Here is a 16862-nt window from a genome sequence, read left to right as displayed (position 1 = left end):
ACCCCTGTTCCTGAATTCAGTAGTTTTAGAACATTCCTGCCTTTTGCCTATGAAAAACATTTTTACCGGATGCTTTATAGCCATGCTTTTTTTAAGTGCGTGCGGCGGGGAAAACACCAGCTCCAACGTGCAGGCGCCCGGCGGCGAAAAAACAACTAAATCGAAAGTACTGGAAACCGGCGCCGATGTAATGCAGGATAAAACCCCGCTCTCTAAAATGAATGCCTACCTCGATGGGTTTCATTTTTACGACGGGCACATGGAAGGGCAAATGGAAGCGCACCACTACGTTTCGCAAATAAACGAAGACCTGCACCAGGCCGTGATCTTCGACGGGAACGGCGAAAATGCCAAGCTCATGGGCGTGGAATACATTGTTTCGGAAAAGCTTTTCAAAACGCTACCCGAAGAAGAGAAAAAACTCTGGCACAGCCACCACTACGAAGTGAAATCGGGAACGCTCGTAGCGCCGGGCATCCCCGAAGCAGCCGAACACGAACTGATGGAAAAACTGGTTTCTACCTACGGAAAAACCATTCATACCTGGCACACCGACCGCGACCTGAAACTGCCTTTCGGCGCGCCGCAACTGATGATGGGCTTTACCAAAGACGGGCAATTAAAACCGGAACTGCTGCAAAAACGCGACGATAATTTCAACATTTCTACTGCTGAAAAACGAAAGAACCGCGAAGATATTCCTATGCCTCAGGTAGACCCGATGGCCAATGCCTGGGAAAAAGGCGAGATCAGGCAGTTCCAGGTAACCAACAAAGCGCCCGACCTGAAAGGCCACGGCCACTAAGCCAAAGTTGGTCCTTTTTACCTTAAAAACTTACCGTTTTTTCCAGGGCTTCCGGCCTTATAGAACGCTTAATTAAACCGGACATGAATGCACCGAAACCCCTCCGCATCCTGATGACTGCCGACACCGTGGGTGGCGTCTGGACCTATGCCCTGGAACTTATCCGCACCTTGGGTTCGCAAGTGCAAGTGGCGCTGGCAACCATGGGCGCACCCTTAAGCCCCGACCAGCAGGCGGAAGTAAACGCCCTTCCCAATGTAGAACTGCACGAAAGCACATGGAAACTGGAATGGATGGCTAACCCCTGGGAAGATGTGAACGCGGCCGGCCAGTGGCTCCTGGAAATAAGCCGGAAATTCGAACCCGACCTGATCCACCTCAACAACTTCGCCCACGGAAACCTGCCCTGGAACAAACCGGTGCTGATGGTGGCGCATTCCTGTGTGCTCTCGTGGTGGCAGGGCGTGAAAAACGAGAAAGCGCCGGAGGAATGGGGCCTGTATAAAACCATGGTGCGCCAGGGTTTGCAGGCGGCCGATCTGGTAATAGCGCCTTCGGCTGCCATGCTACGCGAAGCCGCCGATTTTTACGGGCCATTCCGGCAGGAACGCGTGATCTACAACGGCCGGAATAAAAACCTGTTCCGCTACGCCCCGAAAGAGCCTTTTATTTTCAGCATGGGCCGGATCTGGGACGAAGCCAAAAACCTGGAACTGCTTACCCGCGTGGCCGCCTTCCTCGACTGGCCCGTTTACATTGCCGGCGAAAACGTGCACCCGGTTACCAGAGAAGAAGTGGATTTTAAGAACGTTTACTTCCTGGGCAAATTATCGCAAAAGGAAATAACCAGCTGGCTTTCCCGCGCCTCCATTTTTGCCTTGCCGGCCCGTTACGAACCCTTCGGTTTGTCGGCTCTGGAAGCGGCTTTTTCAGGTTGTGCCCTGGTACTGGGGAACATTAAAAGTCAGCGGGAAATCTGGGAAAATGCCGCCTGCCTGGTAGACCCAACGGATGCAGGCGTTTTGGAAACCACCCTGCAGAAACTGATAAATGACGAATTTCACCGCAACATCATGAGCTGCCGGGCCAGTAAGGCCGCGCACGCTTACTCCGCCACCCGGTTCGCCCTGCAGTACCTGGATGCTTACCGGCAGTTAACCAAGGCTTCCCGAATACTAACCGGAACCACGCCCAAAGCACCTGTTAATTAACCGAATTCCGGCTTCCGGAAAAGCTCTTCTCCGGCAAGCCACTAACCTTAATTTTTTCTGCCATGAAAGTTATCATGTTTTATCACTCACTCCTCTCGGACTGGAACCACGGAAACGCTCATTTTTTGCGGGGAATTGCTACCGAATTGCAGAAGCGTCACCACCAGGTGCAGGTTTTCGAACCAGAAAACGGCTGGAGCTTAAGCAACCTGACCCAACAATATGGCGAAACCAAGATTCAGGAATTCAGCAAATATTACCCGAACCTGAAAACCAACTTCTACCGCCCCGAAACCCTGGACCTGGATAAAACCCTGCAGGATGCCGATCTGGTAATTGTGCACGAATGGAACGACCACGATCTGGTAAAACGCATCGGCGAGCACCGGAAAAACAGCGACTACAAACTTCTCTTCCACGATACGCACCACCGCGCCCTGACCGAACGTGAAAGCATGAGTCAGTACGACCTTTCGAATTACGACGGGGTACTGGCTTTCGGGGAAGTGATCCGGAATATTTACCTGGAAGAAAACTGGACCACCCGCGCTTGGGCCTGGCACGAAGCCGCCGACCACAACGTATTCTACCCGCGCACCAAAGACAGCTTCGACGGCGACCTGGTTTGGATCGGGAATTGGGGCGATGAAGAACGGACGGCCGAACTGCATGAATTCCTACTGAAACCGGTAAAAGAACTGGGCTTGCGCGCCAAAGTTTACGGCGTACGCTACCCGAAACACGCCCTGAAAGCCTTGGCCGACGCCGGCATTCAATACGGCGGCTGGCTGCCCAACTACATGGTTCCGGAGGTGTTTGCGCGTTACAAAGTAACTGTACACGTGCCGCGCCGCCCTTATGCCGAAGCGCTGCCGGGCATTCCTACCATTCGTCCGTTCGAAGCCATGGCCTGCGGTATTCCGCTGATCTCCGCGCCTTGGGAAGACTCCGAAAACCTCTTCCGGCCGGGCCGCGATTTTCTGGTGGCCCGCAACGGCGAAGAAATGAAGCAGCACCTGAAATGGGTATTGACCGACCAACGAAAAGCCCTGGACCTGGTTTGCAACGGCCGGAAAGTAATAAACCGGCACCACACCTGCAGCCACCGCATTCATGAACTGAAAACCATTTGCAAAGAACTCGGCATCGCCCACGATAAGATCTATAATCCAACCCATTCTTCCGCCCACCAAAAAGCAACCGTATGACGCAAAGAAAACTGAAGATCGCCTTTTTGGGCTCCAGCCTGGTATCGGCTTACTGGAACGGCGCCGCCACCTATTACCGCGGCATCATCCGGGCGCTGCACGAACGCGGCCACCGCGTAACTTTCTACGAGCCGGACGCCTACGAGCGCCAGCAGCACCGCGACATGGAAGACCCCGATTGGGCAAAGGTGGTGGTGTATGAAGCAAACGAAACGGCTGCCCTGGCATGCCTGAAAAACGCTCAGGAAGCCGACCTGGTGGTGAAAGCCAGCGGCGTTGGGGTATTGGATGAATTCCTGGAAAGAGAGGTGCTGAAACTGCAAACCAAAGACCGCTTGGTGGTATTCTGGGATGTAGACGCCCCGGCAACCTTAGACCGAATTGACCAAAACGAAAACGATCCGTTCCGGAACCTGATCCCACAATATGATCTTATTCTGACTTACGGCGGCGGCGATCCGGTAGTGGATGCCTACGAAAGCTGGGGTGCGAAAAAATGCGTTCCGGTTTACAATGCCCTGGATACGGCTACCCATTTCCCGGTGGAACCTCAGGCAAAATTCGAATGCGACCTAGCTTTTTTAGGCAACCGTTTGCCGGACCGCGAAGCCCGCGTGGAAGAATTCTTTCTGAACGTGGCCACCAGGCTTCCGGAATATAAATTCATGATCGGTGGCAGCGGCTGGGGCGATAAACCGATGAGCGAAAATGTAAACTATATCGGTCACGTTTTCACCCACGATCATAATGCGTTTAACTGTACGCCCAAAGCGGTGCTGAACATCAGCCGGGAGAGCATGGCCCGTTACGGATTTTCGCCGGCTACGCGGGTGTTCGAAGCTGCCGGAGCGGGCGCCTGCATCATAACCGATTACTGGGAAGGCATCGACTTTTTCTTTGAGCCGGAAACCGAAATCCTGGTAGCGCGCGACGGCGAAGAAGTAGCCGAGATCATGCGCCTGTTAAATCCGGAAAGGGCGGCGGCCATCGGGCGGGCGGCGTACGAAAAGGTACTTGCCAAACATACCTATGCGCACCGGGCCGCCGGCCTGGAAGCCTTACTCCACTCCCACTTCAACCAAAGAACCAAAGCAAAGGAAACTGTAGCATGAAAAACGAAAGCCTGAACATTGTGATCCTGGGTCTTTCCATTACTTCCTCCTGGGGCAACGGCCACGCCACCACCTTTCGCGGCCTGGTACGTGAACTGAACAAACGCGGTCACCGGATCTTATTTCTGGAACGGGATGTACCCTGGTATTCTTCCAACCGCGATCTGCCGGACCCGGAATTTTGCGACCTGGCCCTGTACCAATCCATAGACGATCTGAAAAAGTACTTTACCGACCAGGTACGCGAAGCCGATATGGTAATGGTGGGTTCTTACGTGCCGGAAGGCGTTGAAGTGGGAAACTGGGTGATGCAAACGGCTCAGGGCATTAAAGCATTCTACGACATCGATACGCCGGTTACGCTGGCCAAACTGGCGCGGGAAGATTACGAATACCTGGACCCTTCCCTCATTCCGCAATACGACCTGTACCTTTCCTTTACCGGCGGGCCAACGCTGGAAAAACTGGAAAAGGAATACGGTTCTCCCATGGCTCGGCCGCTTTACTGTTCCTTCGACCCGGAGCTTTACTTCCCGGAGGACACTCCCAAAGTCTGGGATCTGGGTTACCTGGGAACCTACTCGGCAGACCGGCAACCGCCTTTGCAGAAACTGATGCTGGACACGGCCGGGTACTGGAAAAGCGGAAAATTCGTGGTAGCCGGACCGCAATACCCGGAAACGATTCAATGGCCGACCAACGTGCAGCACATTCAGCACCTACCACCTGCCGGGCACCGGTTATTCTACAACAGTCAGCGGTTTACTCTCAACATTACGCGCGCCGATATGATCAAAGCCGGTTTTTCGCCAAGCGTACGTTTGTTCGAAGCCGCCGCGTGTGGTACCCCTATCATTTCGGATTACTGGCAGGGCCTGGATGAAATTTTCGATTTCGACGACGAGATCCTGGTTTCTTATTCGGCGGAAGATACGCTCGTATTTTTGCAGGACCTGCCGGAAACCGAACGTCAGGCCATTGGGGAAAGAGCCCGGCAAAAAGTGCTCGCTAACCATACGGCGGCACACCGCGCGTTGGAATTGGAGCAATATGTGAAATCGCTGGTAACCGCCTGAATCGGGATTCTCAGGATTTAAGGATTTTCAGGACTTTAGTTTTTTCCTGATACTGGTTGGCTCAGTCGCTCGTCGATCTTTGTAGTCTTCCGGAGGAGGACTGCAAAGTTCCAATGAAACAAGCCGTCTCCGACGGCGCTGCTACATGCTGACAAACATTTCCGGAAAGCTCATGGTATTGTGGGGAAGTCAGAGACTTCCTGTTTCATCTAAAGTTTGCAGTCCCCTCCGGAAGACTATAAACAGCAAGAAAATCAGGAAAAAACTAAAGTCCTGATAATCCTTAAATCCAGTAAATCCTGATTCTGATACTTACCCGGTATATCTTATTCCGGCCGGAGGCGTAAATGAATTTACGCTTCTTTTATTTCTAACCAACCCTGCCGATGAACCTGCAACAGGACATTGAAAATCTAAGCCCCTGGTTTCACAATATTCATCTGCCCGACGGCACCCAAACCGCTCCGAACCATTTACTCGGCGATTTTCCCCGCTTTAAATGGGTGGATATTGCGCCGCACTTGCCGGAAGACCTTTCGGGTTGGCAGGTGCTGGATATTGGCTGCAACGCGGGTTTTTATTCCATTGAATTAGCCAAACGCGGCGCCAATGTACTGGCCATCGACATCGATCCGCATTACCTGAAGCAAGCGTCCTGGGTGGCAAAGCAATTCGGACTGGAAGATAAAATTGAGCTTCAGCAAATGCAGGTTTATGACGTAGCTCGTTTGGATCGAAAATTTGACCTGATCTGGTACATGGGTGTAATGTACCATTTGCGTTACCCCCTGCTTTCCCTCGATATCCTTTCGCAAAAACTTCGCAAACTGATGGTATTTCAGACGCTTACCATGCCGGGTAATAAAGTAGCGGAAGTGCCGGACGATTTCGGGATCGATGAACGGGAACAGATGCAGCAAGCCGGCTGGCCTGTAATGGCCTTTATCGAGAAGAAACTAGCCGGCGATATTACCAACTGGTGGGCGCCCAACCATGCCTGCATCGAAGCCATGCTCCGTTCCTGTGGCCTGAAAGTAACGAAAAAACCGGCGCATGAACTTTATTTCTGTGAACCCGACGATGCCCTAAAAGCCGAACAAGCCTGGAATGAATCGGAGCTTTTAGCGGCCACCGGTAAACCCTGGCTCGAAGCCGTAGCCGAAAAGGTGGCCAGGAAGAACGAGTACATGGTGCCGAAGAAATAGGTATTTGGATGATGGTAGTTGGAAATTGGTAGCTGGACCTTTATTATATAACTGACTTTGCGCAAGATATTTTTTGTCCCCCTTTGGACGGGGTTGGGGAGGACAGGAGATTTATCTGATTTTTTTTAATAAGATCAAACCAAGTAAAAACCTCCCCCTACCCCCTCCAAAGGGGGACTTTTTACATAACTGCGTAAGGTCAGGAATAAGGCTTGGCAACTCCTAAAGCAAGCAGCTTATCCCTGATTTTTTTGCTTGAAATTCATAGCATTTTTGAGAAAGTTTGCATTCTGGAAGCTTTTACCAGCGTCCTTTTCAGGCAGTTACTTTATTAGCCGGAAGCAATATTTCAGATCATTCCCTATAAGTTTTCTCCGCTTTTTAGTAATATTACAGCAATGTTCTATTAACCCATTGCAAGAAAACTTATGAAAAACATTAAAAAAGGCATTGTGCTGGCATTTGCTGCCTGTGTTTTAGGCGCTGCCAACGTACAGGCCCAGATCAACATGCCGGCTCCGAGCCCGATCAGCACCGTTACCCAGCGTGTGGGCCTGACCGACATTACGGTAAAATATTCGCGCCCGAGCATGAAAGGCCGCAAGGCTTATGGCGAAGTTGTAACTTACGGCAAAGCCTGGAGAACCGGCGCCAACAATGCTACCCTCATTAATTTCCCGGATGAAGTAACGATTGAAGGCATTAAAGTTCCGGCCGGCGAGTACGCGCTTTATACCATTCCGACCGAAAATGAGTGGACCGTAGTGCTTAATAAAAACACCAAACTGGGTGGCAGCACCGGCGACTACAAAGAAGCCGAAGATGTAGCCCGCTTTAAAGTAAAACCAACAAAAACCGAAGATAAAACCGAAACCTTCACCATTAATTTTGCCGACCTTACCCCGGCAACAGCCAACATGGAGCTGCTTTGGGATAAGACTTCGGTTAAGTTTAAACTTGCTACCGAAGTGGAAAGCAAAGTGATGGCCCAGATTCAGGAGAAAGTAATTAACGGCAAAGATGCCACGCCAGCTACTTATGCTTCCGCGGCGGTTTACTATCTGGAAAACAACAAAGATCCGAAACTGGCTTTAGACTGGATCAAAAAGGCGAACGAAAAAGACCCGAAATTCTGGAACCTGCACACCCAGGCAAAAATTGAAGCCAAGAATAAAGACTATAAAGCGGCTATAAAATCTGCCGAAAGATCTATTGCCTTGGCGAAAGAAGCCAAGAACGACGATTATGTAAAGATGAATGAGAAGGCGATTGCCGAGTGGAAGAAAATGAAATAATCTTCCTCATTATCTAAAAATGAAGCCCTTCCTGTTAATGCAGGAAGGGCTTTTTTGTATTAAAAAGTGGTTTCATTGCCGTCTGCTTTAGCTGACGGAACAGCAAGGCTTATTCCTAGAGGCTGTAGTCGAATTTCAAAAGTACAGCAGCAATAATTAGGATGAAATGCTTTCTACAAACAGCCTGCAATCCTTCAGCTAAAGCAGACGGCAATGAAAATGCCAGGATCAGATCATAAACCGGAAGCATTCCTCCTGTTTTCACTTTCCACTTTTCAGAGGCTTTTCTATACCAATTTCAACCGGTTCCAGCTTCCTGCCGAATAAAACCTGGAACATAAAACCGAAGAAGATCACGAGTAAACAACCGATCGGGTTCAGCCATAAAAAGCCGATGTCGGTTTGTACGTAGGTGGCAATAACGATTAGTTCTGCTAAAACGGCGGCCCAGAAAACGGCGTTCGATTTAACGTATTTAAAGTAAAAGGCTACTACGAAAATGCCCAAGATAGTACCGTAGAAAATAGAACCCAGAATGTTTACGGCCTGAATTAAATTCTCCATGCGGGAAGCCAGGGTGGCGAAGAAAATCGCGAGTACGCCCCAGGCAAAAGTCAGCAACCGCGACATGTTCAGGTAGTGCTTTTCGGAGGCTTCTTTTTTAACCGAGCGGCGGTAAATATCGATCAGGCTGGTAGAAGCCAAGGCGTTCAGTTCGGAAGAAGTGGAAGACATGGCGGCGCAAATAATTACGGCCATCAGCAACCCGATCAGGCCAACCGGCATGTACTGCATCACGAAGGAAATGAACACATAATCGGTGTCGCGGGCTTCGGTATTCGGGTTGGCTTTTTTCAGCAGATCCTTCACTTCTTTGCGGATACTTTTTCCTTCTTCCTGGATACTGTTCAGGCTTTGGCGGGCAGTTTCCACGTTGGTATCGTTTCCGGCCTGCAGCGCATTTACCATTACCTGCACCTGCTCCGATTTTGCCTGAAAGTTCTGCTGGTGCTTTACTTCTAATTCACGGAACTGGGCCGCTTGCTCGGTATTAGCAAGCTTATCGGTTTCTACTTTATTGAAATACAGTGGCGGCTGCACAAATTGGTAAAACACGAACACCATCACCCCGATAAAAAGAATAATGAATTGCATTGGGATCTTCAGCAAACCATTGAAGAGCAAACCGGTCCGGATCTCGGAAATGGATTTGCCGGAAAGGTAACGCGCCACCTGGCTCTGGTCGGTGCCGAAATACGACATGAACAGGAACAAGCCGGCCGTAACCCCGGACCAGACATTGTAGCGGTCGGTCCAGCTGAAGTCAAAATTTACCAGGTTCAGCTTGCCCATTTCGCCGGCTACCTGCACGGCATCGCCAAACGAAACCTGGGCAGGCAGCATGTGCACCACCACAATACCGGCAATGATCATTCCCCCCATCATCACGGCCATTTGTTGCTTTTGCGTAGCGCTTACCGCCTTGGTGCCGCCGGAAACCGTGTAGGCAATCACCAGTGCGCCCACGCAAATGTTAGTCAGGTTAATGTTCCAACCCAGAATAGTGGAAAGGATAATGGCCGGCGCATATATGGTAATACCGGCCGCCAGTCCGCGCTGCACCAGAAACAGGAAAGCTGCCAGCGACCGGGTTTTCAGATCGAAGCGACTTTCGAGGAATTCATACGCGGTATAGACCTTCAGTTTGTAATAGATCGGGATGAAGGTAACGCAAATAATAACCATGGCAATGGGCAGGCCAAAGTAGAACTGCAGGAACCGCATGCCGTCTTCGTAGGCTTGTCCGGGGGTGGAAAGAAACGTAATGGCGCTGGCCTGAGTAGCCATAATGGAAAGGCAGATGGTCCACCATTTCTCGGAGTTGTTGCCTTTCAGGTAGCCTTCAATGTTCTGGGTGCCGCGCGTTTTCCAGATGCCGTAAACCGTAATAAACACCACGGTTCCCAGCAATACAAACCAATCTATATAACTCATTCGAAATACCGGGTTATGGCGTAATACAAAATTATCTGAAAGATCAGGGCGCCCAGCACGAGCCAGTACATGCCCTTCCAGCTCTTAAAAAGCGGGGGGTTATCGTTTTCTTCGTTTTGCTGCATCGTGTTTTGTTTTTTGAGGAATTTGGTAGCGTTTTTTACCTCCCCCTGCCCCCTCCAAAGGGGTACTTTATCAGATAATGTAATTCCAGAAATTACATCTGCGAAAAGTCCCCCTTTGGAGGGGGCAAGGGGGAGGTTTTCACATCTAAAAGCTACTTCTTCTCGCTGATTCCCGCTTGGCTTTCTTAAAAAAAGTCGAAATAATATTTCTTTGCATGGGATCCACAAGCCTGAGCAGCACTTGCTACTTTCAATTTAGCAGCAATGCGCTCTCTGAGGCTTCGCCTCACTGAAGTTACAAACTTCAGATCATTGGTAGGTCCAAGTTACCGCTTCGCTCAAACTTGAACCAGCATTTTATCGTATAATTACTTCTTCCCTACAGAAATTAAATTAGTGAACAGGCGGTAAGCGCCGGGTACGCCGGCCGGCAACTGGCGGAAGAAGGAATAACCGGTATACACGTAATAGCCTTTGCCGTATTTTGCTACCAGGAGGCCGCCATTTTTAGCCGGTTCGCCGGGATCGTTGCCGGAAATTACCACGTCGTATTTTTTATCCCATTCGTTCGGAAAATACAGGCCCCGCTCCTGCACCCAGCCTTCAAAATCGGCGGCGGTAATTTTGTTCGGGAAATTCAGCACCGGATGGTTCGGTTCTAATATGCGGACCTCGGAATTTTCTACCGTTATGCGGTCGCGGGAAATTTTGAACGGGTATGGCCCCAGCTCGGAAGTAACCAAACCATTATTTACATTGTATTGTACCACCATTGTACCGCCGTCTTTCACATATTCCATTAAAGCGGGCTGGGCAAATTTCAGCTGGTTTACTGTATTGTAAGCGCGCACGCCAATTACTACCGCATCGAATTGCTTGAGGGTAGCAAGCGAAAGTTCATCGGCTTGGAGGGGCACTACTTTGTAGCCAATCTGCTTTAAACTGGCCGGAACTTCGTCGCCGGCACCCATGATGTAGGCGATCGTGTTTCCTTTTTTCTGCAGGTTCAGGCGCACGGCTTTAGCAGTGGCTTCCGAAAATAATAATTGCGTCGGGATGTGGCTGTATTGAATGGTTACCAGGCTGTTGCCGTAGGTTTTTCCATCGAGCGTAGCTACAGCTTTTAAACTTCCTTCGCTTTGATTCTTAGCCGGGAAAACCTGAAATGAAACCAACTGGTCTTCATCTTTCAATTTCAGGCTGAAGGGAATGGAAGCGGGTTCTACGCGCCAGCCGGCGGGTACCTGTAAAGCCACCGAACCCTCCGCATTTTCTTTTCCGGCCTTTACTTTTACCTGAACCGTGCGCGGCTGTTCATCCGGAAACATGTACACTTTCTCCTGAATGTTCACGTAAACCGGCGGGGTAATTACGAAAGGTTTGTACACTTCGCCTTCTACCGGATCGGTACGTTTGAAAACCACCGGCACGGTATAGGTAAACGGAACGTTATTAATTAAAACCGAAAAAGTAGCCGATAAAGCCGGCGGATTTTCCGGCAGCCCGATAAGCTGCTGATCGGCCACGGCAAACATGCCTTCGGTGCCTTTTTCGCGCAGCCAGTACGGTTGGGAATACGGCATATCGGCCTGCAATTTTGCTTCTATTTTCAGCGGGTTCAGTTCTTTGGTAAGCTTCTGATTTACTTCGGAAGTTTTGTTCAGATTCGGAATGGAAACCTGCTGCAGCTGCACGTTGATATTGGTACGGTTTACGGCTACGGCATTCAGCGTTACCGTTTCGCCGGGCGTGGCGGTGCTTTGCGTGGCGGTTACTTCTAAGAACATGCCGGCGCAATTTTTTATCAGGTCCTGAATTTCTGCCAGTTTGGTTTCCTTGTAAACGTTTTCCGGCATTTTTTCGATGGCAGCTTTCAACTGCAGCAAGCCCGGAATACTGGCCGCCGGATTTTGCGGATCGAACTGGTTCAGCACTTTTTGCGCCAGTTTTCCTACGGTTTTGCCGCCGGCAACGCGGTTCCAGGTCAGGTCTATGCCTTCGAACAGGTCTTTTTCAGCTTTGCTGCCTTTGGTGTGCTCCAGATAATCGGTAACCACGCCGTAATTAGGCGCGCTGCCGAAACCCTGGCTTTTGTGCATGCTCCGGCTGGCGGCGGAAATTTCGGTGTACGCTTTTCCCAGAACCGGATTGAAAGTGCTCGTCTGGATGGTAAGTTTCCCGGTCGGGTCGAACTTTTTATCGGTATAGAAGAACGAGGACGTATTCCAGAGCACTCTCTTGGGTTGCCAGACGGAAACATATTTCAGTTGCTCCGGAAAGCGTTTTGGATCGGCGGCGGCATCGAAAGCTTCGGAAGCCAGAATGGCGGAAGTGGTATGGTGGCCGTGCGTGCCGCCGGGTTGCGTGGAAAAACGGGTAACCATTACGTCCGGCTTAAACTTGCGGATCGTCCAGACCATATCGGCGAGCACCTGTTCCTTGTCCCAGAGCGTGAGGGTTTCTTGGTAATCTTTCGAAAAACCAAAATCGTTGGCGCGGGTGAAAAACTGCTGCCCGCCGTCTATGCGCCGGGCCTGCAGCAATTCCTGGGTGCGGATCAGGCCGAGCTGGTCACGGATCTCGGGGCCGATCAGGTTCTGGCCGCCGTCTCCGCGGGTTAAGGATAAGTAGCCGGTATTTACCAGTTTTTCGTTTGCCAGCCAAGCAATCAGGGCCGTGTTTTCATCGTCGGGGTGGGCGGCCACGTACAGGGCGGAACCCACCACATTCAGCTTTTTAAGGCCCTGCAGGATTTCAGCAGCATCGGGTTTGCGGGGCGCCTGGGCTTGCAGGTCGGAAATGAAAAACGATAAGCAAAAAAGTAAAAAAAGGCGGTTTAAGTTTGGTTTCAGGCGTAGCATTTATCGGTTCGGGTATTCGGGTTCGCCTTTTTCGGAAAATCAGCATTGCATTTGTAAAGCTGATCCCGGGCGAAAGTTTGATCTTAAGGCTGGCTAAATTAGGCAATAAATCTCAGTAATTCTACCCGAAACCGCCTGGCGGAAAGCCTTCTAAAGAAAATTAGGCGGCAAGGGCACGGCCCTGCACTCTTCTTTTTGTTTTGGAGTAAGAAACGATATGGAATTTGAGGAAAAAACTTACCAGGTAAACAAAGTAACGCTCCACACCAGGGAAGCCGGTCCGGCGGATGGCACCCTAATGCTTTTCCTGCACGGGTTTCCGGAGTTCTGGTACGGCTGGAAACACCAACTGGCCTATTTTGCTGCCAACGGTTTCCGGGTGATTGCACCGGACCAGCGCGGCTATAACCTGAGCAGCAAACCCCAGGGCGAAGCAGCGTACCACCTCAATATTCTTTCAACGGATATTGCGGAACTAATTAAGCAGGTAACGAACCAAAAAGTAATTTTGACAGGCCATGATTGGGGCGGGGCGGTAGCCTGGACGGTGGCCGACCGCTACCCGGAACTGCTCGAAAAACTGATCGTCCTGAATATGCCGCACCCGGAAGTAATGAAAAGTTTTCTGAAAAGCCATCCGAAGCAAATGCTAAAGAGCTGGTACGCCGGTTTCTTTCAACTGCCCTGGCTGCCGGAAGCAGTTTGCAAAGCCTTCAATTACAAGATCCTGGAACTGAGTATGACTACTTCGGCAGCCAAAAATGCTTTTTCTTCCGAAGACCTGAAATACTATAAAACCGCCTGGAAACATCCCGGCGCCCTAAAAGCGATGCTGCACTGGTATCGTGCTAACCCCGTTGCCAGACTGGAGATTTCCGAATCCATTGAAGTACCCACGCTATTGCTGTGGGGTAAAAAAGACACCTTCCTGAGCGAAGAAATGGCTTTGCCCAGCATCGAAAAATGCACGAACGGGCAACTGATTTTCCTGAAAGATGCCTCGCACTGGTTGCACCACGAAAACCCCGAACTGGTAAACCGGTTTATGTTTAACTTTGTGAAGGCGAGCTAAAACGGTTAACTCAACCAGAAACTTTTTACTGCCGTTTAGTTTAGAAGCTATCTCATAAATAAGTTTGTCATGTTGAGCGCCAGCGAAACACCTTGTCGGCTCCCAGCAATACCGTTGCATTTGGCTTTCCTGCTGAGGGCCGACAAGGTCCTTCACTTTCGTTCAGGATGACAGGTTTATTTATGAGAAAGTATTTATTATTTCAAAACACACCAACTACCGATGCTTCAGCCCGACCCGGATTTTTATTCGCTTTACCATCCCTTGACTATAACCCGCATCCGGGAGGAAATTCCGGGTTTTAAAACCTTGTTTCTGGAGGAAGCCAACGGCGAAAAAATTAAATACCAGGCCGGCCAGTATTTAACCCTGGTAACCCAGGAACACAATACTGAATTCCGCCGGTCTTATTCGCTTATTTCGAGTCCGGTTTTAAATGAACCGCTAGGCATTGGTGTAAAACGCATTCCGAACGGGTTATTTTCCCGCAAGCTGACAGACGATGCCCAAGTTGGCGACACCTTATGGACTACCGGCGCCGGCGGCTTCTTTACCTTGCCGGAAAACCTGGCTGATTACGGGCAATTGTTTTTCCTGGCAGCTGGCAGCGGCATTACCCCAGTTTTATCGTTAATTAAAACCGCACTTTTTGCCTTCCCGGACATACCGGTCGTGCTAATTTACAGCAACAGTTCCCATGACAGAGCCGCGTACCGGCAGGAATTTATGGAACTGGAAGACCGGTATCCTTCCCGCTTTAAAACGGAATTCCTCTACAGCGATGCCGCCGACCTGAGCCGTGCCCGTCTTTACAAAGACTTGCTGCAGCTTTTTGTGAAGTACCATGCCCTCACCACGCCGGATAAAATGCTGTGCTACGTTTGCGGTCCGCAAAATTACATGCGCATGTGCACCTACGGCCTGAACCTGGCCGGTATTCCGCTGGAAAATATCCGGAAGGAAACCTTCAGTACCGATAAAGTTCTAGCGAAAGTACAGCCGCCGGATACCGAAGAACATACCGTTTCCATTTTTTTTAACGGTCAGCAGCATATTATTCCGGCACAATACCCGGCAACCATTTTACAGGCAGCCAAAAAAGCCGGCATCAATCTGCCTTACAGTTGCGAAGCCGGAAAATGCGGCAACTGTGTGGCCCGCTGCAAAAAAGGCCGCGTCTGGATGAGCTACAACGAAGTGCTGACCGAAAAAGAGATCAGCAAAGGTCTGGTGCTGACTTGCGTTGGCTATCCGATTGGTGGGGACGTAGTTCTGGAAATTTAGAAGCTCTTTGTAAGCGGTTTAATTACCAAAAACCAATACCTACAAAATTCATTGCCGTCTGCTTTAGCTGACGGGTATCGGGCTTTCTCATAAATCGAAATTTCTCCGTAGCGTAGGGTTTAAACCCTACGCTACGGAGTGTTTTTTTTGCCAGGAACAACTTCATAAACTGCTACTGACATTTAACAGATAACCGCTATAAAATGTCTTCTATGTTTATTGCGGCTTGGCATAAAAATCCACCAACGAATTGGTGTAAACGCAATTATTGATCGGCCACTGCTTTTGGAAAACCGTAGGGTTCTTCGCGCGGGAAGGTACGAGCATCAGACTTTTCTTGCCGGAAACCATCAATTGGTCTTTCAACTCTCCTTCCCGGTTATCGAATTTCACATCGAAGTAGTACAGGTAAGGCGCGATCCAGTTGGCGTAGGTACGTTTGCCCAAACCGCTCAGGCTTTTAATTTCCAGTGGTTCGTAGTTGTTTACAATGGCGTTCTGAAATTCTACGGCGTTCAGCGGTTTTCCTTTCAGCGCCGGCATGGCATCCCACTGGCTATCGAGCATCACCCATTTTCCCAGATCGTTCAGGTAAGTTTCCAGCACTACGTGCCCCGCGCCGGATTCGGTTGTTTCAACGTCTTTGGTTTTCAAAGCCAGCACCCGCGATTTTAATCCAACCGCGTTCAAGGCCGAAGCCGTTACAATGCCGTACTCCACACAGCGGAATTGTTTGCCTTCCTTTGCTTCCTGCAATATGGTTAAAGCGTCACTTTTTGAGGGCTGGTTACTACCATTATGCTTCCACTGGTTATGCACCCAGTTCATGACTTTCAACGCTTTTTCGGTATCGTTTTTTGCGCCTTTCACTACTTCGTTTAAGTTGTAATCATCACGCAGTTGCTTCAGGAAAACATTGTCTTCCGGCTTGATTTCATACCGGAAAGTATAGGCCGCCTTTTTGCTTTTTTCTTCGAATTTAACCGCCGGATAGGTTACGCCTTTCAGCTCGGTGAGCGCGTAATCTTTGTCGTTCAGCAGCACATAAAACTGTTTGCTTTCGCCGGGTTTCAGGGTGTAGCTTACTGAATCTTTATCGGTATTGAAGAACACTTTTTCTTTGCCGGCGAAACAGGAAACCTTAAGGACATCAGGGCTTAACTCCGGGCTGATGTTCCAGTTCGAATTTGCTTTTTCATCGCCGATGCGGTAAAATGCTTTCACGTTAGTTGCTTTTATTACCGGCAGAGTTTTGTACGTATTCTGGGCGAGGGCTAAAGCTGGCGTAAGGAGAATGGTAAGAAGAAAAGGGTTTTTCATTCGTTTATTTTGATGGTTTATTTTTGGGTTGATTTTTCAAATGTAAAATCAGAGCTCCCTTTGAAGGCAAGGCCGTTCCGTTATGGGAACTCTCCCCTTGAGGGGAGTCGGAGGGGTGTCAGCTGCCGGTTGATCCTTGCAGAAACAGCTCCTATTGAGGCTGTCGCCTCACTGAAGTTGAAAACTTCAGATTATTGATAGGTCCAAGTTTCCGCTTCGCTCAAACTTGAACCAGCGACTTGAGCAAGGAACAGACCTGCCACCAAACACCCTCATAAAAGCAAGATATTTAA

13 protein-coding genes are annotated in these 16862 nt (G+C 50.0%); 9 read left to right on the top strand and 4 right to left on the bottom strand.

Annotated features, from left to right (window positions below):
* Positions 1-49: 49 nt before the first annotated feature.
* From F0P94_RS00355 to F0P94_RS00325, 7 genes are all read left to right on the top strand, one after another.
* The gene (locus F0P94_RS00355; RefSeq protein WP_150901718.1) at positions 50-805 is read left to right on the top strand and encodes an OBAP family protein; all 756 of its coding nucleotides are present in this window, start codon (positions 50-52) and stop codon (positions 803-805) included.
* Positions 806-888: 83 nt separating this feature from the next.
* Positions 889-2016 carry a glycosyltransferase gene (locus F0P94_RS00350; protein ID WP_225307065.1) on the top strand — a complete coding sequence of 376 codons (1128 nt, stop codon included), beginning with the start codon at positions 889-891 and terminating at the stop codon, positions 2014-2016.
* Between the two features lie 62 nt (positions 2017-2078).
* The gene (locus F0P94_RS00345) at positions 2079-3224 is read left to right on the top strand and encodes a CgeB family protein (RefSeq protein WP_150901717.1); all 1146 of its coding nucleotides are present in this window, start codon (positions 2079-2081) and stop codon (positions 3222-3224) included.
* Positions 3221-4336 (top strand): CgeB family protein, encoded by a 1116-nt coding sequence (locus tag F0P94_RS00340; RefSeq protein WP_150901716.1) that lies wholly within the window; start codon positions 3221-3223, stop codon positions 4334-4336. Before F0P94_RS00345 ends, F0P94_RS00340 begins: the two co-directional genes overlap by 4 nt.
* Positions 4333-5412, top strand: a complete 1080-nt coding sequence (locus tag F0P94_RS00335; RefSeq protein ID WP_150901715.1) for a CgeB family protein — start codon at positions 4333-4335, stop codon at positions 5410-5412. Before F0P94_RS00340 ends, F0P94_RS00335 begins: the two co-directional genes overlap by 4 nt.
* Before the next feature lie 386 nt (positions 5413-5798).
* Positions 5799-6617: a TIGR04290 family methyltransferase gene (locus tag F0P94_RS00330; protein WP_150901714.1), complete on the top strand. Its 819-nt coding sequence runs from the start codon at positions 5799-5801 to the stop codon at positions 6615-6617.
* 428 nt (positions 6618-7045) lie between these two features.
* Positions 7046-7912, top strand: coding sequence for a DUF2911 domain-containing protein (locus F0P94_RS00325; RefSeq protein ID WP_150901713.1), 867 nt, complete (start codon positions 7046-7048; stop codon positions 7910-7912).
* A gap of 261 nt (positions 7913-8173) precedes the next feature.
* On the opposite strand, the gene F0P94_RS00320 is transcribed toward F0P94_RS00325, so the two are convergent.
* The 3 genes from F0P94_RS00320 to F0P94_RS00315 form a co-directional block, all read right to left on the bottom strand.
* Positions 8174-9907 (bottom strand): sodium:solute symporter, encoded by a 1734-nt coding sequence (locus F0P94_RS00320; protein ID WP_150901712.1) that lies wholly within the window; start codon positions 9905-9907, stop codon positions 8174-8176.
* On the bottom strand, positions 9904-10032 hold the full coding sequence (locus tag F0P94_RS19945; RefSeq protein ID WP_262714319.1) for a hypothetical protein: 129 nt from the start codon (positions 10030-10032) through the stop codon (positions 9904-9906). Before F0P94_RS19945 ends, F0P94_RS00320 begins: the two co-directional genes overlap by 4 nt.
* A 368-nt stretch (positions 10033-10400) precedes the next feature.
* Entirely contained in the window at positions 10401-12893 is a 2493-nt protein-coding gene (locus F0P94_RS00315; protein ID WP_150901711.1) for a PIG-L family deacetylase, read from the bottom strand.
* 217 nt (positions 12894-13110) lie between these two features.
* On the opposite strand from F0P94_RS00315, the gene F0P94_RS00310 reads away from it, so the two are divergent.
* Positions 13111-13965: an alpha/beta fold hydrolase gene (locus F0P94_RS00310; protein WP_150901710.1), complete on the top strand. Its 855-nt coding sequence runs from the start codon at positions 13111-13113 to the stop codon at positions 13963-13965.
* A gap of 222 nt (positions 13966-14187) precedes the next feature.
* A complete protein-coding gene (locus F0P94_RS00305) occupies positions 14188-15249 on the top strand; it encodes a flavin reductase family protein (protein ID WP_150901709.1) in 1062 nt (353 codons plus the stop codon).
* Positions 15250-15465: 216 nt separating this feature from the next.
* Here the strand turns inward: F0P94_RS00305 and F0P94_RS00300 are convergent, their stop codons facing one another.
* Positions 15466-16569: a transglutaminase-like domain-containing protein gene (locus tag F0P94_RS00300; RefSeq protein WP_150901708.1), complete on the bottom strand. Its 1104-nt coding sequence runs from the start codon at positions 16567-16569 to the stop codon at positions 15466-15468.
* Positions 16570-16862 lie beyond the last annotated feature (293 nt).

This window comes from Adhaeribacter soli (assembly GCF_008727925.1).
Lineage (GTDB): Bacteria > Bacteroidota > Bacteroidia > Cytophagales > Hymenobacteraceae > Adhaeribacter_A > Adhaeribacter_A soli.
This window is presented reverse-complemented; position numbering and strand designations above follow the sequence as displayed.

Excerpts from the sequence above, each read along its gene's own strand:
- F0P94_RS00325 (WP_150901713.1), top strand. The coding sequence starts at position 7,046 with ATGAAAAACATTAAAAAAGGCATTGTGCTGGCATTTGCTGCCTGTGTT.
- F0P94_RS00305 (WP_150901709.1), top strand. The coding sequence starts at position 14,188 with ATGCTTCAGCCCGACCCGGATTTTTATTCGCTTTACCATCCCTTGACT.
- F0P94_RS00300 (WP_150901708.1), bottom strand. The coding sequence starts at position 16,569 with ATGAAAAACCCTTTTCTTCTTACCATTCTCCTTACGCCAGCTTTAGCC.
- F0P94_RS00320 (WP_150901712.1), bottom strand. The coding sequence starts at position 9,907 with ATGAGTTATATAGATTGGTTTGTATTGCTGGGAACCGTGGTGTTTATT.
- F0P94_RS00340 (WP_150901716.1), top strand. The coding sequence starts at position 3,221 with ATGACGCAAAGAAAACTGAAGATCGCCTTTTTGGGCTCCAGCCTGGTA.
- F0P94_RS00310 (WP_150901710.1), top strand. The coding sequence starts at position 13,111 with ATGGAATTTGAGGAAAAAACTTACCAGGTAAACAAAGTAACGCTCCAC.
- F0P94_RS00355 (WP_150901718.1), top strand. The coding sequence starts at position 50 with ATGAAAAACATTTTTACCGGATGCTTTATAGCCATGCTTTTTTTAAGT.
- F0P94_RS00335 (WP_150901715.1), top strand. The coding sequence starts at position 4,333 with ATGAAAAACGAAAGCCTGAACATTGTGATCCTGGGTCTTTCCATTACT.
- F0P94_RS19945 (WP_262714319.1), bottom strand. The coding sequence starts at position 10,032 with ATGCAGCAAAACGAAGAAAACGATAACCCCCCGCTTTTTAAGAGCTGG.
- F0P94_RS00350 (WP_225307065.1), top strand. The coding sequence starts at position 889 with ATGAATGCACCGAAACCCCTCCGCATCCTGATGACTGCCGACACCGTG.
- F0P94_RS00330 (WP_150901714.1), top strand. The coding sequence starts at position 5,799 with ATGAACCTGCAACAGGACATTGAAAATCTAAGCCCCTGGTTTCACAAT.
- F0P94_RS00315 (WP_150901711.1), bottom strand. The coding sequence starts at position 12,893 with ATGCTACGCCTGAAACCAAACTTAAACCGCCTTTTTTTACTTTTTTGC.
- F0P94_RS00345 (WP_150901717.1), top strand. The coding sequence starts at position 2,079 with ATGAAAGTTATCATGTTTTATCACTCACTCCTCTCGGACTGGAACCAC.